Source organism: Photobacterium gaetbulicola, from assembly GCF_003025515.1.
Lineage (GTDB): Bacteria > Pseudomonadota > Gammaproteobacteria > Enterobacterales > Vibrionaceae > Photobacterium > Photobacterium gaetbulicola.
In genome coordinates this window covers 13,425-34,430 of record NZ_PYME01000036.1, presented here as the reverse complement: position 1 = coordinate 34,430, position 21,006 = coordinate 13,425, and the positions used below count along the sequence as shown (strand labels likewise).

Sequence of the window (21,006 nt, the reverse complement as noted above, 5' to 3'; positions counted from 1 at the left end):
TTTATGAATTGAGTGATACTAGAAAAACATTGACCAAAAAAAAGTTTACACCCAACAATAAATCATCAAAAATTTATTAAATGTAGTTTTTCACTCTATTTTTATCGAAGCTACACAGGATCATTTCAAGTATGTTTTTTGAATACTTAACAAAAACACCTCATCTTAAAGAAACAGGCTTACTCAATGACTTGAGCCAAGCGGGTACCGGTATACCTAGCTCACCGAAATCTTTAGGTTGCCCCAATTACCGTATTGTTCTCGCCTGCAGCCGCAGCCAGCTTAAGATAAAGAAACCGATTGAATTGATTATATTATAATTCCTCTTGCATCAAGCAACTTCGATGCACTGATACCGCTAAACACGTTTGGCCTCAAATTTATGCTTGGCGTTTAACATCAAAAAGGATGAGCGGTTCGCACCGCTCATCCTAGCTTATATAATCACGAAAGTGATTGGATGCCTCATAAGTTATGATGCGACGGGTTCCGGACTCACTTCTTGGTTTTGCTGTCGACGCTTCACTATCAGCAACACACCTGCACATAGCATGCCTACCGATGACACCGTTAGGCCGATACCGAAGATCATTTGATAGGCCTCGATCTTGTCGAAGGTATCAATGATCCAGCCGTTCAGCGCATATGCCCAGAAAACAGACGCGTAAGCTGCAAACGAACCAACACTCATTGCCGCACCGCTACACTGAGCAGGTACACCCGCTTCAGCAACCGGCGCCAAGATGATACCTTTTGCTAAGAAGATAGAGAACGAGAAGCACATCAGCAGGATGATATTCATCATCAGCATACCTTCACCTTTCGGCATCAGAATAGTAGCCAATAAGCATAGTGCAGTTAAACCAAGGGCAAACATCATCATCTTAGTCGATGACTTGAATAGAAAATCAGACAATGTACCAGCGACAAGTCCCGCGATAACCCCCATAGCACCGGTATTGATGATCCCGAACATTGCCGCCTGAGACGTAGTCAAGCCAAATACTGCTTGCAGGTAAGGGACGGTGTAAATTAGGGTAATGTATGTCCAGTATACCGTCATCGACGTTAATGCCGCCAACCATACTGTTGGCATTTTCAGAACGTGAATAAGCCCCTGCAGTGCCGCTTTATTCTTGGATTCGCCCTCTTTAACCTCCAATTGGTTATTAGGTACATATTTCCAGACAAGGAAGATCATCGGGATAATTAGCAAGGTATAGAACAGAATCGCGCCTTTGAATACCAGAATAGAACCACCGATCAATGCCATGATACCAACAATAGCGGCGTTCATGCTCATTTCCATCGCACGGCGGATAGACTCAAGTAAACCAAAGGCCATCCCTTTATTCTTGTCTCCCGACATTAGGTTGACACCGTTAACTACCGCAGGCCAGAAGATAGCATCAGTAATACCCCAGATACCGGCAATGATAGCCAGTACGGTGAATTCCGGCTGGAATAGGATGATAAACATCATACTGACAAAGCGAACGGCTAGGCTGCTCATCAAAATAGAACGAACAGAAAATCGGTTATTAACCCAGCCCGCAGGAATGTAGAAGAACATTGCTGAGCCGATCAAGGTAAACAAGATACCCATTTGGGTATTGTCGATTTGAAGCACATCCAATAATAAGTTGTAGAACGTGCCTTTAAACGCTTCAAAAGCTGAGTAGATGATCTGGCCTGACATGACTACCGACAAGAAGCCGTAAAACCGCTTGTTAGAGTCAAAACCTATTTTTTCAATCATTCGTTTCATAACTTAGTTTCTTCTATTTGTTGTTATTGGACGTAGTTGTTACTTTTTATACTTTGACGGAAATTGGTTGGCGATATCGGTGAAAACACCATCAACTCCCCAATTAAATAGCTGGTTGGCACGAGTAAGATCATTCACTGTATACACATTAATTTTGTAACCAGCGGCCTTGAACTTTTGTACTTTTTCTTTGGTTAGATTGACATCTTCAGGGTGGATATACTCTGCCTGGCAAGCCTCTAGGATCGAACACCAGTCATCCCATAGATTTGCATCTTCAAATAAGCAAGCCACTGCAGTTTCAGGTCGACGGCGCTTGAACTCGACAAGCGCTAAATGATTAAAGCTCGACACAATCAGCTCACGTTCTGGGTTTAACTTTTCTAAATCACGGATGACATTCGTAAGTAGCTTATCGGTCATCTCCCAGCCGGCAGTACAAGACTTGATCTCAACATTTAGGTTAAGCTCATGTTCATTAGCTAGTGTAACGAGTTGTTCAAAGGTGGGGATTCTTTCGCCGATAAAATCATCATGGAACCAGCTACCTGCATCAATATCAGATAAATCGCTTAAGGTAAGGTCATATAAACTTCCACAGCGGTCAGTACAACGATCCAGCGTATCGTCGTGAGATAAAACGACCGTTCCATCGGCCAGGATGTCGACATCACATTCAATCCATTGAATTCCATATTGCTTGCACATGGAAAATGCTGCCAGCGTATTTTCAGGAGCAAGTGCAGACATACCACGGTGAGCAAATACTTTTTTCATTTCGTTACCTATATTATTTTCGAACGAGCATTGTCGTGGTCGAAAATATACAGAAGGCAGGGAATGGAAAATGTGATGTATATGCAATAAGAGCAAGCGCTAATGTGACCTGCTCAGCAGAAAGTAAATAAAATCAAAAGAAAATTCTGGAATACACTCAATAGACGCCAAATTCAACATTTAGCCTCCCCAAAAAGAAACAAAGCAAGATAATACTTCATCACTTTCCAAATGGAACACGAATTATCGCAAACCCACTTCCTGTGCATGAAGCCATACAAGAATATGAGCCACCTCATTAATAAATATTAATTATAGATAGCAATACAAAATAACGCATTGCTATGAAACATAGCAATTACCTCCAAGGTTTATTCAATAGAATAGATTCTGATATGTTGTGGAATGCCTGTTACTCAAGAATACAAATCCGTCTTAAAAAACCGATGACAAAGTACAAAAAACAGCAATAACAACAACGCAATTAATACGCACTCACTAGTACGCTGTTTTTCTGTAGATATAACAACCCGGATACTAATGTACCTTGCCATCTTTCTTCAATTGGGTTGGGCTATATCCAAAGTGTTTCTTGAACACTTTGCAAAAATAACTTACATCAGAGAAGCTGACTTCATTGGCGATATCAGAAAGACTGAAGAAGGAATTTTGCAAGCGCCAATGCGCATGATCCATCCGCATTTCAGCCCAGTATTCGCGAGGACTAATTGCCAATTCTGTTTTAAAAACCCGGTCGAGTTGCCTACGACTTAACCCCAACTGCACGGCCAATGCCTCAATACTCAGTGATACCGATAAATTCTGGCGCATGAGTGAGATCGCTCGTGAAATATGGCGATTATGTCGATGCGCTTGGTTGCTCTCGTGTCCCAGTGATTTCAAATAATGTTGTCTATTTCGGGTTTCATCCACCAGCATATCCGCCAACCCTTTCAACGCCCTCTCACGGCCACACTTTTGAGCTAACAGCTCGATGGCCAATTCGATAACGGCAGAACCTCCAACACAGCTGATCCGCTTACCATCTAAACAATAAAGTTGGTCAGAGCTCACCTTCAACGTCGGAAAAGCGGTCTCAAACTCCTGCTGGTGACGCCAGTGTACAGCTACTTCACAACCGGCAAACAATCCCAATTCAGCTAGTAAAAAGCTGGCATTGTCCACCGCCACCAAAGTAGTGCCTCTGGCAACGGCTTGCTTGAAAAAGGACTGGTACAGAGCAGCCATAGCTTTCATCTCGCCGGCGCTGCGGCCACCAAACACTACGACATAATCATATTGAGCCAAATCAACATGTTTGAATGACAGCGGAATCGAGAGCTGCACACCACTGCTTGATACCACTTCGCCTTCAGACAATCCTGCCACATCCCAAGCACAGTATTTCTGCCGGCTGTAATCCTCATCATCGGCAGAAAAACGTAATTTATCGAGAAAGCTGCCAAACGGCAGCATATTAAAAGTGGGCAACGGGACCAGCAAGAAACGTACATCCGGCTCATTCATTGGCGGTTCCGGGGCTGAAGATGAAGGCAGATGAGTAGACATGGGGATCCGTGAAACGCTGATAATGTCCAAATATTACCTCAGTTAGTCCAGATATAACCATAACTTTTGTACCGCTCACTCGTATACTGCCAGCCAGCCCCTTCTCCTCTATAAGGTATATTATGGAACTGCAAACTTGGTTGCTCTATTTGGTAGCCGTCATTGGATTAGCTTTTGCTCCAGGCCCAAATGGCTTACTGGCCTTAAGTCACGGCGCCCTTTATGGCCGCCGAAAAACACTCCCAACCATTCTGGGAGGAGTAACTGGCTTTATTGGCGTAATTGCCATTTCGATGTTTGGGATCGGCTCGCTCATGATGGCCTCGGCACATGTGCTTTCTGTGCTGAAATGGCTCGGTGGCGCCTACCTCGTCTACCTCGGGATCCAATTATGGCGAGCTCCAGCCATCACATTGGAAAACAAGACCGTTGTTGACAATGGGCAATTGGCCCGCTTTCGCCAGGGGCTTCTGGCGGCAGTTTCAAACCCAAAGGTTATTTTATTTTTTGGCGCGTTCTTGCCGCAATTTATGACGCCCAATGAACCACTGCTCACCCAGTTTTTCATTCTGGCGGCGACATTCGCAGTGGTGGAGTTCTGTGTTGAGTTTTTTGTTGCCTGCATTGCCCATCAGCTGCGCCCTTGGCTGAAAAAAAGTGGCCAGCGCTTCAACCGAGGATGCGGCTCGGTATTTGCCCTGCTTGGAGCCAGTCTGCCACTTAGCCAATAAGCTCTCATATTCCTGGGCACTACATACAATAGCGATAGGTGCCCAGCATCCAGACATCGCAAGCAGTTCGATACAAATCCGATATACTTATACCCAAGCTTGTTTTGTGACACAGGTAACGTTTTTGATTAGGTTACGGAATCTGTCATGTCGTAGGCGTTGGAGGTAGGTGCGCAATGTTTTCATTGACTCAAAAGATCGTTCCATTCTCCGTATTCATCTCGCTGTTGCTCAGTGGCTGCAGCTCCGGGCCTGACGGGGTAAGGCGCAGTGGAGAATACAGTTTTTATGATTCGACCCAGAGTTTCATCGCACTAACGGATACCCGCCGTAACGGAGCCGTTGTCGATAAAGGGGTGTTCTACCCCAAAAATACATTTGCTTATACCTATCGCTATTGCTCAGATAACCCCCGACAGGCTGCAAATGATATTGCGGAATATCAAGCTCTGGCCAAAAGGGTCTGTGATACCAACGGAGGACAGCTGATCAGTCAAGCCAGTGGCGCTTGGTGCGTACTCGCTGCCAATACTCCCAATGAACAGCCACTGTTCTCTGCGAAAATCACCAGCACCGCATTATGGGCTGATTTATGTTTGGACGGGCCTTTTGTCACGTTACGGTTAAACGAAAATACCCAAGCGAGTCAAAGCCAGTGGTATGAAAGCGCTCAAGTTCTGGGTTATGAGCCCTATTCCCCGCTGCGCGAACTAGCCCCCGGAACTGCGATCACGCAGGCAATCAACCAACCGGCATCGCCGCCTACTGCACCTTGGGGCGATGAAAGCCAGTATATTTACTCTCATGTCGGCGCCACGGTATGCCTCTATGATCATCCGCATCAAACCAACCTCGGTCACACCTATCGAGGACAGGTATTCAGTGTCAACGATGGTCTGGTCAAAGTTTCGGTAAAAGAAAAGTTCAAGGGCGATATCAGAACAGCACCGATGCGAGAAAAGGTTAACTGGCACCGTACTTCATATATCACAGCCCCGGCCAACTCATGGTTTGTTTGCTCATAACACAAACATTAAGTAGGGGAGGAATGCTCTCCCTAGCATTTTTTCCCGCCTCGACAACCTGTCTAGCTATCAAGGCATTAATGGTTTGAGGTTGCAAATTACACTTACGCCCCTGAGCAATTATCAAAAAAAATCACAGCAACATCACAAAATACAACTAATCCACCATTGATGCCTACCAGCTTACATATACTCCTAATGCAAAGGTGGAGATTAGAAATGTTTGTTCGCACAAAATGCTTAGCTTCAAATAGTCACCCTGAATTGGATTTGGAAAAGTGGCAAAAAACGGTCGATTTGATTGCCCAATTGTTCAACTGTGCTTGCGGGGCCATCGTACAGTTACGTGATAATGAGTTCTATACTGTTCGCTCTAGCCAGAATAGGGATAACTTTCTCAAAACCGGTGATGCTTGGCCCTATGAAATGAACAGCTTTTGTCGCCATGTTATCGAAAAAGGAAGCGCGCTGTATGTCGCCGATCCTGCCAACGATCCACATTGGAGCCAAATTCCATTTGTAAAAGATGGCCCGATTCGATCTTATTTTGGTGTACCTATATACTGGCCTGATAACTCCGTGTTCGGCACTATCTGTGCGATAGACACCAAGCCGACTGAATACAATGACACCTTGTATCAACTCCTTTATCAACTTAGAGAATTAATTACCGCCGACCTGAAACTTATCGATGCTTACGAGAATGTCAAAAAACTTGCCCTGACCGATGAGCTAACCGGTTTGTATAACCGACGTGGTCTTTCGGCCATGGTTCAGAAAACGCTACAGAATAATAACAACACCATTAACTCTATTGCCATTGCTTATTTTGACTCTGATAATCTCAAGGAGATAAACAATCAATTAGGCCATGACTGTGGTGATATTGCTATTCAAGCCCTAGCTGTTGAAATAAAAAAATCAACTCGTTCAACTGATATCTTAGCACGCGTAGGAGGCGATGAATTTGTTGCAGTACTAAACAACATCAATGAGCCTAGACTGCGACAAATATGTCGGTTAATTGAAGATAACTACCGCACCAACCTCTCCAAGCGAAAAGAATTTGAACTGTACACCAATGGTTTTAGCGTCAGTTATGGTTGCTTATGCGTAGATACCAATGACGGTATTGAGCTTTCAGATCTATGTATCCAAGCGGACAAACTAATGTATGCCAACAAGATGAGCAAAAGAAGCGGCTAACAGACGATAACACCGAGTTCTTGGAATTAATGCTCACCTTATATTTTTGGTAACCGATTAAACTTACCCTTACTTTGACTATTTAGTTATATTTTATGTATAACATTTTACGCAGACTATCGCATCGGCCTTTGTCTAGACGATCACCTAAATAATCACCATCCTCTGCTGCTTTTTTCACTACCAGCGCTTTTGCTCGCGCACCATCTGGTAATTTTTTATATTCATCGTAAGTATTAAGCTTAAGCAGCTTATATTTTGAGTGCTGACTTGGACTCGCGACATGCTCATAACAATAAATCATCGCACCGGCATTTGCACCAACTTTGGCAGCATCAGAAACGGCATAGGCATGGCCGGTAGCCAACATCAAACAGCCAGCAACGATAGCCATCTTTACTTTGTTCATTTGTCCTCCAATAGCACTTCATTCATATTAAAGCCCTTATGCAAAACACCAGTACAAGGTGTTAAATATGCAACGAGCCAACAACAAAGTAACAAACCCCATGCGGCTTTAATTACCATATGGCGACAGGCGAGGAGAAAGCAGTAATTCAGCACATACGAAAAAGCCCCTTCAGTGAAAAGAGGCTTTAACAGCAAGTTATGCTTTGGCGCTAGCTAACAGCGCTCCGCAACCTATGAACATTGTTCCAAAAATACGATTAAGTCTTTTTAAGACCATTGGAGACCTGATGTAATAAGCAAGCTTTGCAGCCAATATGACATAAATTAACATTACACAAGTATCTACTATGATTGTGGTTGCCCCCATCTGAATGATTTGTAGATAATGTGAAGAAGTTGCATCAAGAAACTGTGGCAATAGAGCAGCAAAGAAGATTACTGTTTTAGGATTCGTCAGGTTGACAAAAACAGCTTTTCTAAACAGTTTCCATTCGGAAGTTTCAACTAATATATCTGTAGAATTGATCGTAGTGGTTTCTTGAAATTTTTGTATTCCAAGCCAGATTAAGTAAGCTACTCCCACCCACTTGATTACTATAAATGCCATCAACGACTGCGAAACAAGAACACCTAACCCCATACCAATAAGGATGATGTAGAATGCAAGACCAAGTTGCAAACCTATGATAGATATCAGCGATTTACTAAAACCATATACCATCCCATTATTAATGGTATTAATTGTACCAGAGCCAGGAATCACGCTGTATATAAAAGTTGCACTAAGATACGTAATCCAAATTTCAATATTCACAAACAAACCCAAACATAACCATAACAAAAGCATGGGAATTAAAGAACGCATTATCCTATGTAACCTAGTTTGAATACAGTTATTTTTTATACTCGAAAAAGCTGTTTACTCATCTAATGTTTATGGGTCGATACAAACCTTAACCTTGCATTTGTTCAGGGCAGTACTAAGCAAAGGTGCATTAGTTTAGGTTTGTGGTTGATACTTGTATACCTATGACACCCATTAATGGTATTGGATATGCCTTGCTTTAAACATCATGAGGCTCAATGATGTGGCAATGGCTTTATCAAACAACTCGTGAAGCAATTGCACTTGAACAATATTCGCAGATAATCGGTCTTACGCTCACGGGTCAGTAGTAAGAATGTGAATTCGTTGGGATAGCCAATTTAACACTTTGAAAATGGAATGGCGATACGAGTGAAGTACACGCTATTTGGGAATCTCAATAAGTACATCGGTGCTTCTTTTGTGAGCAAGAAGATTATTGACAGCGTAGATACGAAAAAGGCCTTGTCTGCGTCGGGGACGCCTAGTCAAGGCCTTTGAATGTAGCGGAGAGATAGGGATTTACTTCGCCCTTCGGGCCGTTGCTTTAAAACGCCTTCGGCTAGCAACGTTGTCTCGCTTAGCTCGGCTGAACCCTGTCTAGCGTTCTTCACCCTATCACTTTCATTGCCAAGTGACAGATGTAAAAAAGCCAGCAGTTAAGCTGGCTTTTTTTGAATGTGGCGGAGAGATAGGGATTTGAACCCTAGATACGCTATTAACGTATGCCGGTTTTCAAGACCGGTGCTTTCAACCACTCAGCCATCTCTCCGTAAGTGCGGCGTATAGTAAAGTAGGACTTTCTTGTTGTAAAGCCTCACGAGTTCGACAGCTCAATGTCTGTACAATTTATCTGACCAAGAGAGTCCCGGTATGATTATGTTCTTTTCTGGCAACCTTCTCACCGAGCCCAAAAACAAACCTCAACAAATAACATTTCGCCCAATTATCCATACAATCAATCAGTCTATGAAGCAAGCTCACAGAATAGCACTGGTTTACTCACACCATTCCATTAACATTATAAATAAAAGCAACATACACCTTTGCCTTAAGCCTAGGAGATATTTTCTCTCACTGTAAACCACTGAATAAAAACATAATTATTTTACATTACCCCCCCCCTCTTTAAATCGATAAGGGAATTATCCATGAAAAAACAACTCTGCCAGCTTACGCTTGGGGTTTGGGCGATAGGCTGCTCGTCAGCCCTTGCCGCCCCTCTCACCATTGAACTTGAACAACTTGCTGTACAGGCAAATCAAGCGCTGAGCGAGGTCTATATGGCTTCTCAAAGTGCTGGTATCACCGAATTAGGCGATTGCTCCTACAGCTGCGGAGGGCACCCAAACTGGGACCCAATCGCTGGGTACTATTTTGTCAACGTAAACGATACCAAGGTATATGTTCGTTATGGCGCCCCAGTCCGCTTTTCTACCCCCATTTATCGCAATGAAGGCGGCCAAACTAACTTCTTCAGCCAACTGGCTGGCATCGATATCGACAATTACCATACCGGTGTTGTTCAGCTGGACAAATGGCCTGACTTCTTCGTTGATAAAAGCTTGCCGTCAGACTTCACCCAACAGGCACAAAAATCGCATAGTGGATGCTTCCTGGCCTACCAACCTGTCAATAGCTACGCCCCTCAAGCAAGCTTCTATGCCGTGACATCAGGCTGCCCTGATCCCGTGGACGCCGCCGTTGAATCTGGAAATGCCCTTCTCATTCCAGATAGGGAATCGGTGCTGCAAGCGATCCTCAATGTCATTGAAGCTAACAGCACGCAATATCAAGAGGCAAAAAATGCCATTTTCAACCTCACGCCTGATGGGCATGCCAAAGAAGACGGCAGCAGCTTAACCAACCTATCATGGGACCCAACTCACGATGCCAGCACGTTTATTCCTACCTATGGAGTCAACGAAGCCATTTTGTACACCAACGATGTCTATGTGTCGGGTAAGACGGTGTATGAAAAAGCCATCGGTATTGTTGGTGAAACAGACAACAGCCGCTATTTAGTGCTCGGCTCCAACCCCATGCGAACTTGGCAGCGTGGTTTTGAAACCAATGAACAAACAGAGGCTTTTGTTGAAAACAGTATTCAGTGGCTAACCGGTAAAACACCCAGTGATATTCTTTCTGGCGGGCTGAACATTGTTATTGCACAGATGGAGAATGGCTATTACTTCCCCGATGAAAGTGCGACGCGTAACTGGCTAGATCACCGCTTTCCCGATAGCGTCACTTACAATCCGGCCAGAAGTTGCAATGGCACGGCACTTAACGGCTGTATCACCCCAGAAACTGATTTATTGATCGTTTCCCAGTACCTTCGCAGCGGGGAAGACGCCGAGATCATTGCTGAGCAAGTGCAAGCTGCGCAGGCACAAGGGATCCCCGTTATGTATCTCCATCATGACGGCAACCAGACCGCACTGGGCAAACTGCTATTCCAGCTCTTCAATGTCAGTTACGAATGGGATAATTACTGGAAAAAGCTAGGGCTGAAAGGTTTTGATATTACAGCTAGACAAGGACTACTGCCTGACGATGTCGAAAAAGTCAAAACCATGGTCTCGCATTTCCGCGATCAAAGCTTTACCAGTGATTTAAGCCAATGTGATTCAAGTTGTTCAAACGTCGACAGCTTCAAAACTGAATTCCAAGACGCAGCGACCCTTGTCAGGAACATGGCCAACGGCCTAGACAGCAACAAGACCGACTTATTCTCACTAGAAGGATATAAGTACCAGAAACTGCTGATCTTGCTCGCCGATTATTTCCGCCAGTCCGTTTCATTTCCAATGGACATGGCCTCGAGCGATACCACCCGCTTCCTGGAAGCCTATTATGCCGACCACGTTCAATACAATTACCGTGACCTCAGCCCTGCACAGCCGGATCTTGGCAACTTTAGCCGCGGTGACTTCAGCCATATCACACCAAGCGACCGGACTGTAACACTGACAAGCAAGGCTCATTTCCAGTCTGCCGGTGTTTACGCCCTGCCGGGACAAACATTTGAAGTAACGCGCCTTGATGATAATGCCGCAGCCAATACCACAGTGTTTGTCAATTCGTTGCGCTCATCAGCTTCGAAGCCATTCTCCTCCGGGGGCTACAAACGGCCGAAGTACCTCCAGTCAGTGAAAATTAGCTTACTGCCGGGTGAAACCCTCAAGCTAACGTCGCCTTACGGCGGGCCGGTGCAAGTCGGATTTAGTGGTGAGGCAGGATTACCCGTTGAGCTGGCGTTCAAGCAAATTGGCCGCCACCCTCATTGGCGAAGCAGCGAAGACAACATCAGCTTTGCCCAGGCAATGGAGCAAGAGCAATTTGATTGGGCTGAGGTGGCCACTCCCTACTTTGAAGTGCACTCGACCATGTCGAAGATGAAGTCCACTTTGTCAGATGCCAACTGGACAACCGCGGAAAACTTAGCCAGCGCAATTGATGCATACATTCATGACTACCCACACGTACTGGCAGGTTTCCAGGGAGACGGTATCACCCAGATCCCAGAAATTCATGATTTTGCGGCCCAGAAGGGTTGGACAATCGACAGCCATGCCATCGTCAAGCATATGAATGCGGATCAGCCGACTTGCGGCTATGGCTGCTCGGGCAACCCCTATGATGCGGGCTGGGCCTTTAGCCCAACCGGCCATGGTGATATCCACGAACTCGGCCACGGCTTAGAAAAAGGACGTTTCCGCTTCAGTGGCTGGGAAGGCCATGCCAGTACCAACCCTTATTCGTACTATTCAAAAACCCAATTCTTCAAGCAAACAGGAGAAGCCCCAAGCTGCCAGAAACTTCCTTTTAAATCCATGTATGAAACGCTGCAGACAGCACAGAATCAGCCAGATCCTTTTGCCTATATGCAGCAAGCCAACTTAACAAAATGGAATCATGGTGTTGCCATCTATATCCAGATGATGATGGCCGCCCAAGCCCAAGGCGTGCTTCAAGACGGCTGGCACCTACTGGCACGACTTCATATCTTGGAACGTGAATTTAACCGGGCCAAAAAGAATGAGTCCGAATGGTTGCTCCGCAGAGATAACTTGGGATTCAGCCAGTATTCTTATGATGAAATAAAATCCATCAGCAATAACGACTGGCTCGCAATTGGCATTTCCTATGTTACCCGCCTCGACTATGGTGACTATTTGAACATGTGGGGGATCTCAGTCTCCGAGAAGGCGCGGTTGCAATTGGCCGAACATGACTTTGCCCAAGCCATGCTTCAATACTACCAAGCTGACGGCAATGATTACTGCTACGGCCTAGATAAACCTGTGCTGCCTGTCAATGGCACCATGAGATGGTCTGGTATCGATCCTGGCGAAGGGACAGATGTGGCTTTTGGTAAACCGGTGACGATATCCAGTTATTACGATGAAAGCCGCTTCCCTGCAAGCCATGCCGTCGACGGCAAGTCATCCACTTTCGTCCACTCACAGCGTGGCAGTTCAGAATGGCTTGAAGTGGATCTCGAAGCAAGCTTGCCAATTAGCGCAATCATCCTGACCAACCGCTCGGATTGTTGTCAGTCCCGCACAGAAAATATCACGCTGCAATTGCTCGACGGCTCGAGAAATTCAGTTTGGAACTCAGGTCCGCTGGGAATTCAAGATGAGTGGATATTCGATGACCGCCATGATCTGCCAACATCTCAGATCCGCTATATACGGCTAGAGTCTAACAATCAATATATTAATATCAGTGGCATTATGGCCTATAGCCAGCCATAGCCACTGCAACAAAAAACCGCCGCACTCAAAATGAGTGCGGCGGTTTCTTTATGATCTTTAAGCCACCGCGTCTCTGATCCTGCGGTAAATGGTTACCACAAATAACACCACGGCCCCACTGAACAGGCCAATCGCCGCATTGACAAACGCAGGAAGCATCAAGGCACCACCAGGGACTTCTGAAGCTTGGTGCGTCAGGTGCTCTATCAAGAAATGGGAGTGCGGCACACTGTGCACCACGATCCCTCCCCCCACCAAGAACATGGCAATCGTGCCGACAACCGCCAGACTCTTCATCAGATAAGGGGCCGCCTTGATCAGCGATTCACCGATTCCGCGTTTGAAGGAACCCGCCTCACTCGTTCGGGCAAGGTACAAGCCAAGATCATCAAGCTTGACGATACCGGCCACTAGGCCATAAACACCAATGGTCATAAGCAGGGCAATCACACTAACCACCAGCACCTGGGTCAGCATAGCCGACTCCTGCACCGTACCAAGGGCGATCACAATAATCTCGGCCGAGAGAATAAAATCAGTCCTTATAGCCCCTTGTATTTTCTTTTTCTCAAACTCGACCAGATCCTCTGCCGCATCCATCTGCTCGAACTCGTCACTGTCCTCTGGCCGATGCGGATGAAACACCTTCTCCATCACTTTTTCGAACCCTTCAAAACAGAGGAACAGGCCGCCGACCAGTAGCATCGGAGTGATCAGCCAGGGCGCAAAGGCACTGATCAACAATGCCGCAGGCACCAGAATCAACTTATTGCGAAACGATCCCTTGGCGACGGCCCACACCACGGGGATTTCACGCTCGGCACGTACCCCCGATACCTGCTGGGCATTCAATGCCAAGTCATCTCCCAGCACCCCGGCGGTTTTGCGGGCTGCCACTTTACTCATGATAGCCACATCATCGAGCACAGTGGCAATATCATCTAACAGGGTTAATAAGCTCGCTCCGGCCACTAAGCACCTCTTTTTGTCTTTATCGTTCAGATTAACTGTAGTGAAAAATTATGGGTTCTAGCCACCGCGATGAAGCGAACATGAAACAGCTTCAGAATAAGAAATTCATTGAAGATCTCGCGGCTTTGAGGATCCCCCGCTAGAATGTAACAAGATATTACCATTAATCAGCCTCTTGGCGAGATAGATATTATTCAGCGATAACCCAACCCGTCGCTGCTTTGGGAACTCTTTCAGTCACATTTCATTATCATGGAAGCGAGCTTACCGATTTGCGAGGTGAAAAGCTCATGGCGATTGCCATTGTCTTGATAGTGATAGTTGTGGCATCCATTGCCTTTCATTTTCTCAGCCCGTGGTGGCTGACCCCTGCCGCCTCCAACTGGGGCGAGATAGACAATGCCTTCAACCTGACTTTGGTGATCACCGGTGCATTCTTCATTGTCATTAACCTGATGATTGCCTGGTTTGTGTTCAAGTATCGCCACCGCAAAGGGCACAAATCCACTTACCAGCCCGACAACAAACGCCTTGAAGCTTGGCTTATCGGTTTGACCACTGTTGCGATTATCGGGCTGTTGGCACCCGGCTTAGTGGTTTATGGCAAATTCGTCGCTGTGCCAGATGACGCCAAAGAAGTAGAAGTGGTCGGCGAACAATGGAAATGGAGCTTTCGCTTCCCGGGAGAGGATAACCAGTTGGGGAAGTCGGACGTGCGCTTTATCAGCCCAACGAACCCGTTAGGACTGGATCCTGATGATCCCGCCTCCAGCGATGACAAAATCATCTTAAGCCCTGAATTGCACTTACCACTCTACTCACCCTACAAGGTGCTGCTGAGATCCAAAGATGTCCTGCATGATTTCAACGTCCCGCAATTTCGCGCCAAGATGGATATGGTGCCCGGCAGCGTCAGCTATTTTTGGCTCACCCCCACCCAACGCGGCACCTTTGATATTTTATGCGCAGAGCTGTGCGGTGTTGGCCACTTCAATATGCGCGGCAGGGTGGTGGTCGAAGACGATGCCCAATTTGGCCGCTGGCTAGCCAAACAACCGACCTTTTCCCAAACCCAGCAGCCTGCTTCAGAAAGGGATGGGCCAGTTACCGATCCTGTCGAGCATGGCAAAACCCTCTCTGAAGTGAATGGCTGTATCGGATGCCACAGCATAGACGGCAAACCGGGTGTCGGCCCAACATGGCTCGGCCTCTATGGCAAAACCGAAATCCTGTCTGATGATACGAAAGTGCTGGTTGACGATGAATATCTCAAAGTCGCGATTCTCAACGCCAACGCGGAAATTGTAAAAGGCTATCCGGCTATCATGCCGGTCTACCAATTTAACGATGAGGAAGTGGACGCCATCATCGCCTATATCAAGGCGGTATCATCACCCAAAGGCGATAACGAGGGAGCACAATAATGTTTGAAACCAGCCCCTACGCAGTGAAGAAGCGTCCACAATCTTTCTGGACCAAATATGTCTGGAGCCAAGACCATAAGGTTATTGCCATCCAGTACACGCTGACGGCCATTGCCATGGGGATGATAGCCCTTGTGTTGTCTTGGATTATGCGTCTGCAGCTCGGTTTCCCCGGTAAGTTCGACTTTATTGACGTCAACCTTTATTACCAGTCGATGACCCTGCACGGCATGATCATGGTGGTCTACCTACTTACCGCCCTATTCTTGGGAGGATTCGGTAATTACCTCATTCCCTTAATGGTCGGCGCTCGAGATATGGTTTTCCCCTATCTCAATATGCTCAGCTTCTGGTTCTACTTTCTAGCATCACTCATTTTAGTCGCCAGCTTTTTCGTCACTGGCGGCCCGACAGGAGCAGGCTGGACCCTCTATCCGCCACAAGCCATTATGCCCGGCACCCCCGGAACTGATTGGGGGATTGTGCTGATGTTGATCTCGCTGGCGGTGTTTATTGTAGCCGCCACCATGGGGGGACTGAATTATGTCACCACCGTGCTGCAAGCCCGCACTGAGGGCATGACCCTATTGCGCATGCCGCTGACGGTATGGGGTATTTTCACTGCTTCTGCCATGGCTTTACTGGCTTTTCCAGCGCTACTTGTCAGCGCGATTATGATGCTGTTCGATAAGCTGCTGGGCTCAAGCTTTTTCATGCCCGCCATTTATTCCATGGGTCAGCAGGCCGGATATGACGGCGGTAGCCCAATCCTGTTCCAGCACCTGTTCTGGTTCTTCGGCCACCCTGAAGTGTATATCGTGGCCCTGCCCGCGTTCGGTATTGTCTCTGACCTCATCAGTATCCATGCCAGGAAGAATATCTTTGGCTACAAAATGATGGTCTGGGCGATACTGGGCATCGCAGCCCTGAGCTTCATCGTTTGGGCCCACCATATGTATGTCAGTGGCATGAACCCGTATTTTGGCTTCTTCTTTGCCACCACCACCTTGGTGATTGCAGTACCCACGGCCATCAAGGTCTACAACTGGCTGTTCACCCTCTGGCGTGGCGATATTCACCTCAGCCTGCCGATGCTTTTCGCTATCGCCTTCATGAGCAGCTTTATCATCGGCGGGCTAACCGGCTTGTTCCTCGGCAACGTGATTGTTGATATCCCGCTTTCCGATACCTACTTCGTAGTGGCTCACTTCCACATGGTAATGGGCGTCTCGCCAATATTGGTTATCTTCGGTGGGATCTATCATTGGTACCCGAAAGTAACCGGCAGAATGATGAACCAGGCCATGGGCCATATTCACTTTTGGATCACCTTCCTTGGCACCTATGCCATTTACTTCCCGATGCACTATCTCGGCATCCTCGGGATGCCAAGGCGTTATTACAACTGGGATGATTACAGTTTCATTCCTGAATCGGCACAGTCCATGAATGCCTTTATCACTATCGCAGCGTTGGTGGTTGGGGCTGCTCAGATCATCTTCCTGATCAACCTATTCTGGAGCTGGAAATTTGGCCAGGTGGCTGATAGCAACCCATGGAAAGCGACATCGCTTGAATGGTTTACGCCCGACACACCACCGAAGCACGGTAACTGGGGTGAGACGCTCCCTGTCGTATACCGCTGGGCTTATGATTTCAGTGTACCCGGCCATGACAAAGACTTCATTCCACAGACACAGCCTTCGGCCCAAGAGCCTGCATCCGATCCTTCTGGCGGCAGTGGCGGAGAATCGACAGCAAAAGCCAATAAGGAACGCTCATGAGTAAACCAGTCCAAACATTGACCCAAGATCCTGGCGCTCGCTACAGAAGCCAACTGCAGTCTCCGACATCAACTGCAGTCTGGTTGATAATTGCGGTTATCACCATGTTCTTTTTCCTGTTTGCCGTCGCTTACCGGATCAGAATGTCATTGCCCGACTGGCAGCCTGTCAATGAGCCTTGGCAACTCGCGGTCAGTACTGTGATGTTGGTGATGAGCTGTGTCACCATGCATTTGTGCTACCGGAAAGCCGCGCTACTGCCTTCACTACGCGCCAGCCATACACTGCTGATTTGGACGGTTGCTTTCACGCTTGGCTTCGTATTTAGCCAATTGTGGGCATGGCAAGCCTTACTAGCGGTCAATCTGGATGTCGGTAGCACACCTGCTGCCAGCTTTTTCTACTTGCTGACCGGACTGCATGCTCTGCATGTTTTGGGCGGACTTATTGCGCTTAGCTGGGTGGTATTCCACGCCAGAAGCGGCCATCGCAACCAGCTCTATCCAGCACTGCGACTATGCACCCGCTACTGGCATTTCTTGTTGTTTGTCTGGCTGTTCTTACTCGGCCTTCTACGTTTAACGTAATAGGAGGTGTTCCCCATGCCTCGTTCTGCTTATTCTGATGACCATCCCACCCACCATGCGTGGGCATCGATAGTTAATGACTACTCTGCCGACAAGGCAGTGTTCAATGTATCAAGCAACAAAACCATGATGTGGATATTCCTGCTCAGCGATATATTCGTTTTCGGCTGTTTCCTCGTCGGCTACATGGCGGTAAGAATGACCACCACTGAACCTTGGCCTATACCCAGTGAAGTCTTTGCCCTTACCATTGCCGGGCAATCTATTCCGCTGGTACTGATCGCCATCATGACCTTCATCCTCATCACCAGCAGCGGCACCATGGCAATGGCCGTAAATTGTGGCTACCAGCAAAAGCGCGGCGCCACCGCATTGCTGATGCTGATCACCGCCTTGTTCGGCCTCAGCTTTGTCGGAATGCAGGCATTCGAATGGAGCAAACTGATAGAAGATGGCTTCCGCCCATGGGGTAACGAAGACGGTGCCGCGCAGTTTGGCGCCTGCTTTTTCATGATCACCGGTTTCCATGGCCTACACGTGACGGTCGGTGTTATCTATCTGCTCATCGTTGCTTGGAAAGTATGGCGAGGGGACTACGAGCGGCGAGGTAACAAGTCAAAAGGAAATTACGAAATCGTTGAAATTGCCGGCTTGTACTGGCACTTCGTCGACCTTGTTTGGGTCTTCATCTTTGCGTTTTTCTATCTTTGGTAGCGAACTCCTGAAGGAGGACACGCATATGGCTAGCTCAGCGAAATCTAATACTAAAACTAAAACACAGCAGAAACACCCTATCAGCCTATACCTAGGAATTTGGCTACTGCTTTTTGTGCTCAGCGCCCTGTCTTATATGGTGGACTACTACCAGCTAGAAGGACTGCTGCGCTGGAGTTTGATCATACTGTTTATGGCCCTCAAGGCCGGGCTGATTGCCAGCATTTTCATGCACATGTTGTGGGAGCGAATGGCATTGGTATGCACCATATTCCTGCCACCTCTCGTGCTCATCGTCCTTATCGGCCTGATGGCCAGCGAAGCTGATTATATCTTCGCGCTTAGAGAAAGGTTCTTCAGCTAGTCGCTCGCTGAAAAAGCGCCGGCTTCATCACGGTAAAACTCAGGCAAGGATGGGGGAATCGCCTGCCAGGCGTTTCCCTGTTGCATTTTTTTGTAGCTATATTCATATAACTCAGTCATGAACTCGCCACTATAAGGCGATGCCTCCTCCGGAGCCTGGAAGTCCTCATCAATGTACGCCAAGTTAAACTTGATGCCCTGCTGAAGGGCATTATGGTAGATATGCTCAACATCGCCGATACCCTGATTAAGCATTAAGGTACTGATTGCCCTTTCGCTAATCCGACTCAGCCGATAAGAAACAGGCTGAAACTCTGACTTAAGACTACCGTTACGGATTACATAAATATTTTGTTCGACTTTTATATCGCGCAGATCAACCCAAGAGGGGGCAAAAAAAACTTGGCGCACTACCCCACCATCAACATGCAGCTCATCAAACTGCTGCCCGTCTAGGTCGAACTCAATTTTCCGTGCCGGAAACGCTCCCGGTATGGAACTACTGGCAATAATCAACTCTTGGATCAAAGCGGTCGCTTGCGGGGAGCCATGCTCGGCTATCCGACCGATATTCCACAAGGCTAGGCGCTGGTTATCGATGTTTGCTGTACCAATGATCAGGCTCCGTCCGGTTTTACTCTGGTTGGCAATTTCTGCCACCAAATCATCAGTCACTATTTGGCGGACTTTTTGCTCAAACGGCGAGGTATCGAGAACGGACTGGTGCTTCACGAGGGAAAAAATATTTCTGTAACGAAACAGATCATAAAAGTTTGTTTCCGTATAAAGCTCAGTCAGCACATCATCGTATTCACTACCAAGAAAGGCAAACACCGAGACAATGGCTCCTGTCGAAATCCCGGTTACTATATCAAACTGCGGTCTATCGCCTCGCTCGGTCCATGCGGTCAAAATACCCGCCGAAAATGCCCCATTGAACCCGCCGCCTGATAATGCCAAGTAGTTAAGACTTTGCCTATCCTGATGCTCCTCGATCCAACTGTCAGTATTGGCTTGGATCATGGCATTCAACCCTTCGGGATTAAACTCATCCCACATCCGGATACCCTCAATGGACAAAGGCATCATGGTATAGGTGATAGGATCAGCACTGCGCTCTGTGCTACTGCAGGCAGAGAGTAAGACAACCAACAACAAGTATTTCCAGCGCTGCACTTTTTGCTCCACTCTTTATCGTTACTCGATCCAAGTAACGCCGAAAGGCTGTATGCTGCAATAATTACTTGGTAGCTTGCCATTATTGTATTGGCTCTGGCTGTCTGATGGCTGAATCAAACATCGAACATAAAAGCACTTAAAATATAGAAAAAACACAAATCAAAGCCGACACATGTGCCGGCTTTGATCATCCTAGAATGCGACGAACCCTTTACGGCAGACTGTGCATCATCCGGTCCCAACGGTTTTGGAAGGCAACCAACCAACGCGGTGGCGCTTTACCTGTTCCTGCCGGTTTGAGCTTATCATGAGCTAAGGTCACATTGGCTAGCATGATTTCTTGCTCAGGTTCGACATCGACCATCAGCACATGGCGACCCGATTGAAGTACCTGCTTGAAGCGCCGGAATTGATAATGCAGCTCCTGGAAGCCAAACAGCCCCCCTTCCCAGGTAATAAACCCCATCATGACGATCGCCAGCATGATAAAGGGTAACCAGCCTACGCTTCCGGCCACCCCGGTCACATAAGCAAAGAACAGCACCAACGCAGCAACCACCACACCTATCACGGCACCTATCTCAGTAGAGTGGATAACGTCATTGCGCATAAAGGATTTCACCGGGTGGAGATGTTGATGGCTGGCAACCTCGGCATCATTGTCGGTGAGCACATGGATTTGCGACGGGCCGAGCCCACTGAGCTCCAACTCGTATTCCACCAGCTCTAGGTCGTCTAAGTCATCGCTAATGTAAAAAACCCTAACCATAAGGGCCTCCTGACATTTCGATTCGACGGGGTTGTTATTAAATTTTAAACCATCTTTCACATTCGTGAGGAGTTTAACTGCTGCTGCCTGATGGATATA

At 47.2% G+C, this 21,006-nt stretch carries 18 protein-coding genes, 1 tRNA gene and 1 other RNA gene; 10 read left to right on the top strand and 10 right to left on the bottom strand.

Annotated elements, in window-relative coordinates; all coding sequences use genetic code 11:
- Positions 1-131 precede the first annotated feature (131 nt).
- On the top strand, positions 132-320 hold the full coding sequence (locus C9J03_RS26535) for a hypothetical protein (RefSeq protein ID WP_146149106.1): 189 nt from the start codon (positions 132-134) through the stop codon (positions 318-320).
- Positions 321-472: 152 nt separating this feature from the next.
- On the opposite strand, the gene C9J03_RS23210 is transcribed toward C9J03_RS26535, so the two are convergent.
- The 3 genes from C9J03_RS23210 to C9J03_RS23200 form a co-directional block, all read right to left on the bottom strand.
- Positions 473-1,768, bottom strand: coding sequence for an MFS transporter (locus C9J03_RS23210; protein WP_044620672.1), 1,296 nt, complete (start codon positions 1,766-1,768; stop codon positions 473-475).
- Between the two features lie 39 nt (positions 1,769-1,807).
- Positions 1,808-2,545 carry a glycerophosphoryl diester phosphodiesterase gene (locus C9J03_RS23205; RefSeq protein WP_044620671.1) on the bottom strand — a complete coding sequence of 246 codons (738 nt, stop codon included), beginning with the start codon at positions 2,543-2,545 and terminating at the stop codon, positions 1,808-1,810.
- Positions 2,546-3,082: 537 nt separating this feature from the next.
- Positions 3,083-4,144: a GlxA family transcriptional regulator gene (locus C9J03_RS23200; protein WP_231580614.1), complete on the bottom strand. Its 1,062-nt coding sequence runs from the start codon at positions 4,142-4,144 to the stop codon at positions 3,083-3,085.
- A gap of 92 nt (positions 4,145-4,236) precedes the next feature.
- Here C9J03_RS23200 and C9J03_RS23195 point away from each other — a divergent pair, with 92 nt between their 5' ends.
- The 3 genes from C9J03_RS23195 (at position 4,237) to C9J03_RS23185 (ending at position 7,076) form a co-directional block, all read left to right on the top strand.
- Positions 4,237-4,845: a LysE family translocator gene (locus tag C9J03_RS23195; protein WP_044620669.1), complete on the top strand. Its 609-nt coding sequence runs from the start codon at positions 4,237-4,239 to the stop codon at positions 4,843-4,845.
- Positions 4,846-5,021: 176 nt separating this feature from the next.
- Positions 5,022-5,870, top strand: a complete 849-nt coding sequence (locus C9J03_RS23190) for a hypothetical protein (protein WP_044620668.1) — start codon at positions 5,022-5,024, stop codon at positions 5,868-5,870.
- Positions 5,871-6,089: 219 nt separating this feature from the next.
- Positions 6,090-7,076 (top strand): sensor domain-containing diguanylate cyclase, encoded by a 987-nt coding sequence (locus C9J03_RS23185; RefSeq protein WP_044620667.1) that lies wholly within the window; start codon positions 6,090-6,092, stop codon positions 7,074-7,076.
- Positions 7,077-7,158: 82 nt separating this feature from the next.
- Here C9J03_RS23185 and C9J03_RS23180 read toward each other — a convergent pair whose 3' ends face one another.
- From C9J03_RS23180 to C9J03_RS23165, 4 genes are all read right to left on the bottom strand, one after another.
- Positions 7,159-7,485, bottom strand: a complete 327-nt coding sequence (locus tag C9J03_RS23180) for a hypothetical protein (protein ID WP_044620666.1) — start codon at positions 7,483-7,485, stop codon at positions 7,159-7,161.
- A 198-nt stretch (positions 7,486-7,683) separates the two neighbouring features.
- Positions 7,684-8,301 carry a homoserine/homoserine lactone efflux protein gene (gene rhtB / locus C9J03_RS23175; protein WP_044621829.1) on the bottom strand — a complete coding sequence of 206 codons (618 nt, stop codon included), beginning with the start codon at positions 8,299-8,301 and terminating at the stop codon, positions 7,684-7,686.
- A gap of 555 nt (positions 8,302-8,856) precedes the next feature.
- Positions 8,857-8,986, bottom strand: a non-coding RNA gene (locus tag C9J03_RS23170) — RtT sRNA.
- Positions 8,987-9,033: 47 nt separating this feature from the next.
- Positions 9,034-9,124, bottom strand: a tRNA-Ser gene (locus C9J03_RS23165).
- A 379-nt stretch (positions 9,125-9,503) separates the two neighbouring features.
- Between C9J03_RS23165 and C9J03_RS23160 the strand changes: the two genes are divergently transcribed.
- Complete coding sequence (locus tag C9J03_RS23160; protein ID WP_052829571.1) at positions 9,504-13,115, top strand: ImpA family metalloprotease; 3,612 nt, start codon at positions 9,504-9,506, stop codon at positions 13,113-13,115.
- Between the two features lie 57 nt (positions 13,116-13,172).
- On the opposite strand, the gene C9J03_RS23155 is transcribed toward C9J03_RS23160, so the two are convergent.
- Positions 13,173-14,087, bottom strand: coding sequence for a DUF808 domain-containing protein (locus tag C9J03_RS23155; protein WP_044620665.1), 915 nt, complete (start codon positions 14,085-14,087; stop codon positions 13,173-13,175).
- 290 nt (positions 14,088-14,377) lie between these two features.
- On the opposite strand from C9J03_RS23155, the gene C9J03_RS23150 reads away from it, so the two are divergent.
- The 5 genes from C9J03_RS23150 to C9J03_RS23130 are packed head-to-tail and all read left to right on the top strand — an operon-like array spanning position 14,378 to position 18,960.
- Positions 14,378-15,511 (top strand): cytochrome c oxidase subunit II, encoded by a 1,134-nt coding sequence (locus tag C9J03_RS23150; RefSeq protein WP_044620664.1) that lies wholly within the window; start codon positions 14,378-14,380, stop codon positions 15,509-15,511.
- On the top strand, positions 15,511-17,295 hold the full coding sequence (ctaD, locus tag C9J03_RS23145) for a cytochrome c oxidase subunit I (RefSeq protein WP_044620663.1): 1,785 nt from the start codon (positions 15,511-15,513) through the stop codon (positions 17,293-17,295). The genes C9J03_RS23150 and ctaD overlap by 1 nt, the downstream gene beginning before the upstream one ends.
- Positions 17,292-17,882 carry a cytochrome c oxidase subunit 3 gene (locus C9J03_RS23140; protein WP_052829570.1) on the top strand — a complete coding sequence of 197 codons (591 nt, stop codon included), beginning with the start codon at positions 17,292-17,294 and terminating at the stop codon, positions 17,880-17,882. The genes ctaD and C9J03_RS23140 overlap by 4 nt, the downstream gene beginning before the upstream one ends.
- Before the next feature lie 15 nt (positions 17,883-17,897).
- Positions 17,898-18,596, top strand: coding sequence for a heme-copper oxidase subunit III family protein (locus tag C9J03_RS23135; protein WP_044620662.1), 699 nt, complete (start codon positions 17,898-17,900; stop codon positions 18,594-18,596).
- A gap of 25 nt (positions 18,597-18,621) precedes the next feature.
- On the top strand, positions 18,622-18,960 hold the full coding sequence (locus tag C9J03_RS23130) for a cytochrome C oxidase subunit IV family protein (protein WP_044620661.1): 339 nt from the start codon (positions 18,622-18,624) through the stop codon (positions 18,958-18,960).
- Here the strand turns inward: C9J03_RS23130 and C9J03_RS23125 are convergent.
- Both C9J03_RS23125 and C9J03_RS23120 read right to left on the bottom strand, forming a co-directional pair.
- Positions 18,957-20,135, bottom strand: a complete 1,179-nt coding sequence (locus C9J03_RS23125; RefSeq protein ID WP_052829569.1) for a patatin-like phospholipase family protein — start codon at positions 20,133-20,135, stop codon at positions 18,957-18,959. The genes C9J03_RS23130 and C9J03_RS23125 overlap by 4 nt on opposite strands.
- Before the next feature lie 214 nt (positions 20,136-20,349).
- Positions 20,350-20,907, bottom strand: coding sequence for a hypothetical protein (locus tag C9J03_RS23120; protein WP_044620660.1), 558 nt, complete (start codon positions 20,905-20,907; stop codon positions 20,350-20,352).
- Positions 20,908-21,006: the final 99 nt, after the last annotated feature.